Here is a 2,076-nt window from a genome sequence, read left to right as displayed (position 1 = left end):
CGAGGAGGTTGCGGCGCGGCTGCTCGGCCCCGGCGGGCCGCGCTTCGCCTTCGCCGTGGCGCTGCGCGACGGCCTGCCACCGCTGTTCCAGCCCGGCGCGCCGCCCCCGGCCGAGGAACGCTGGGCCGACCGGGCGCCGCATCTGTGCGGCGCGCTGCAGCCCTTCATGGGCAGGCATGGCGGGGTGGCGTGCCGCGCTGCCGCGCTGCAGGCCGCGCGGTGAGGTCGCAACCGTCCAGAAACGCAGAAGGCCCCGGCGGTTTCCCGCCAGGGCCTTCCCATCGCGTGGCCGGTTGCGCGGCCCGCGAAACCCTGGTGACCCGCTGCCTCAGGCGGCAGCGGTGATCCGGGCCACGGGCGCGACAGCCCGAATGAAGCGATGAGACACCGGATCACCTCCTTTCGTTTGTTGACGATGCGGCGATGCTGCATTGCCGCACCACGTCGGTGCAACCGAAATCAGGAGATCTCGGCGTAGCTCCCGTTGCGCCAGACATAGAAGACGTAGTCCGGCACCGTGACATCGCCCTTGGCATCGAAGGAGATCGGCCCGAGCACGCTCTGCCACGGCCCGTCCGACTTCAGGATGGCGGCGAGGCGGCGCGGATCGGTGCTGTTCGCCTTCGCCGCGGCGGCGGCGAAGATCTGGATCGCGGCGTAGGTATAAAGGACGTAGCCCTCGGGATCGACGTTGCGGGCGCGGAAGCGCGCCACCACCTCGGCTGCGGTGGGGCGCCGGCGCGGGTCGGAGGAGAAGGTCATCAGCGTGCCTTCGCCGGCCGCGCCGCTGATCTGCCAGAACTCGTTCGTCACCAGCGCATCGCCGCCGATGAGCGTGACGTTCATCCCCTGCTCCTTGGCCTGGCGGATGATGAGGCCGCCTTCCGTGTGGTAGCCGCCGAGGTAGATGACATCGATGTTGGCCGCCTTCATGCGGCTGACCAGCGCGTTGTAGTCGCGCTCGCCCGGCGTGTAGGCGGCGTACATCGCCTCGGTCATGCCGCCGGCGTTGAGCGCCTTCTTGGTCTCGTCCGCCAGGCCCTTACCGTAGGCCGAGTTGTCGTGGAGGATCGCGACGCGCCGGTTGCGCATGTTCTGCAGGATGTAGCGCCCGGCCACCTGGCCCTGCTGGTCGTCGCGCCCGCAGACGCGGAAGGTGTTCCACTTGCCTTCGTCGGTGAAGCGCGGATTGGTCGAGGCCGGCGACATCTGCAGCACGCCTTCCTCGGCATAGACGTCGCGCGCCGGGATCGAGGAGCCGGAGCAGAAATGCCCCGCGACGAAGGAGACGCGCCGGCCGGCGAGCTGGTTCGCCACGCTCACCGCCTGGCGCGGGTCGCAGGCGTCGTCGCCCACTTCCAGCGCGAGCTGGCGGCCGAGCACGCCGCCGGCGGCGTTGATGTCCGTCACCGCCTGGGTCGCGCCCTCGCGCATCTGGGTGCCGAAGGCGGCGTACTGGCCGGTCATGGGGCCGGCGGTGGCGATGCGGATCGGGCCGGTCGCGCCCTGCGCGAAGGCGTCGCGCCCGATGGCCAGCGTGCCGAGGCCCGCGCCGAGCACCAGCCTGCGTGTCGTGAGCATGGTTGTCTTCCCTGTCTTGTCGAAGCCGGCCGTCCCCGCGGCCCCTCCGGCCCCGGGCGCAGCCCCCCTGCCACCCTAGGGGAGGGGGGGCCGGCTTGCCCAGCGTGACCTTGCTCACGGTCCGGTCAGCGGAACACTGGAAGGCGGCGCGGCGGGCTGTTACGGTGTCTCGCCTGTTTACGCCCGGAGTATTTTTTGATGCGCTCTTCGGTTCATCGGTCCGTTGCCAGCATCACCGCCGCCGTCATGCTGGCCGGCTGTGTCTCCACCCAGGCCGGGCGGATCGGGGTCGATGACGGGCGCGATGCCTGCCGCGCCTACGTGGTGCAGCTCGACAGCACCGGGAACTTCTTCGGCGAGGACATCCTGCGCGGCGCGGCCGTCGGCGGCGTGACGGGCGCGATCGCAGGCGGGGGCATCGCCGCCGCGACCGGGCGGCGCGGCTCCGACATCCTGGCGGGTGCCGCGATCGGCGCGCTGGCCGGCGCGCTGATC

General features: G+C 71.4%; 3 protein-coding genes. 2 read left to right on the top strand and 1 reads right to left on the bottom strand.

What is annotated here, in order from left to right; translation table 11 throughout:
- Positions 1 to 223: hypothetical protein (locus HW578_RS25830; RefSeq protein WP_198373576.1), on the top strand; the 223-nt coding region annotated here is incomplete at its 5' end.
- Between the two features lie 236 nt (positions 224 to 459).
- Here HW578_RS25830 and HW578_RS25825 read toward each other — a convergent pair.
- Positions 460 to 1,581: a branched-chain amino acid ABC transporter substrate-binding protein gene (locus tag HW578_RS25825; protein WP_198373575.1), complete on the bottom strand. Its 1,122-nt coding sequence runs from the start codon at positions 1,579 to 1,581 to the stop codon at positions 460 to 462.
- 198 nt (positions 1,582 to 1,779) lie between these two features.
- Here HW578_RS25825 and HW578_RS25820 point away from each other — a divergent pair.
- Positions 1,780 to 2,076, top strand: a 297-nt coding sequence (locus HW578_RS25820; protein ID WP_456308300.1) for a hypothetical protein, incomplete at its 3' end; no start/stop codon positions are given.

The sequence above is a fragment of the Roseomonas rosulenta genome (assembly GCF_016106005.1).
Classification (GTDB): domain Bacteria; phylum Pseudomonadota; class Alphaproteobacteria; order Acetobacterales; family Acetobacteraceae; genus Neoroseomonas; species Neoroseomonas rosulenta.
This window is presented reverse-complemented; position numbering and strand designations above follow the sequence as displayed.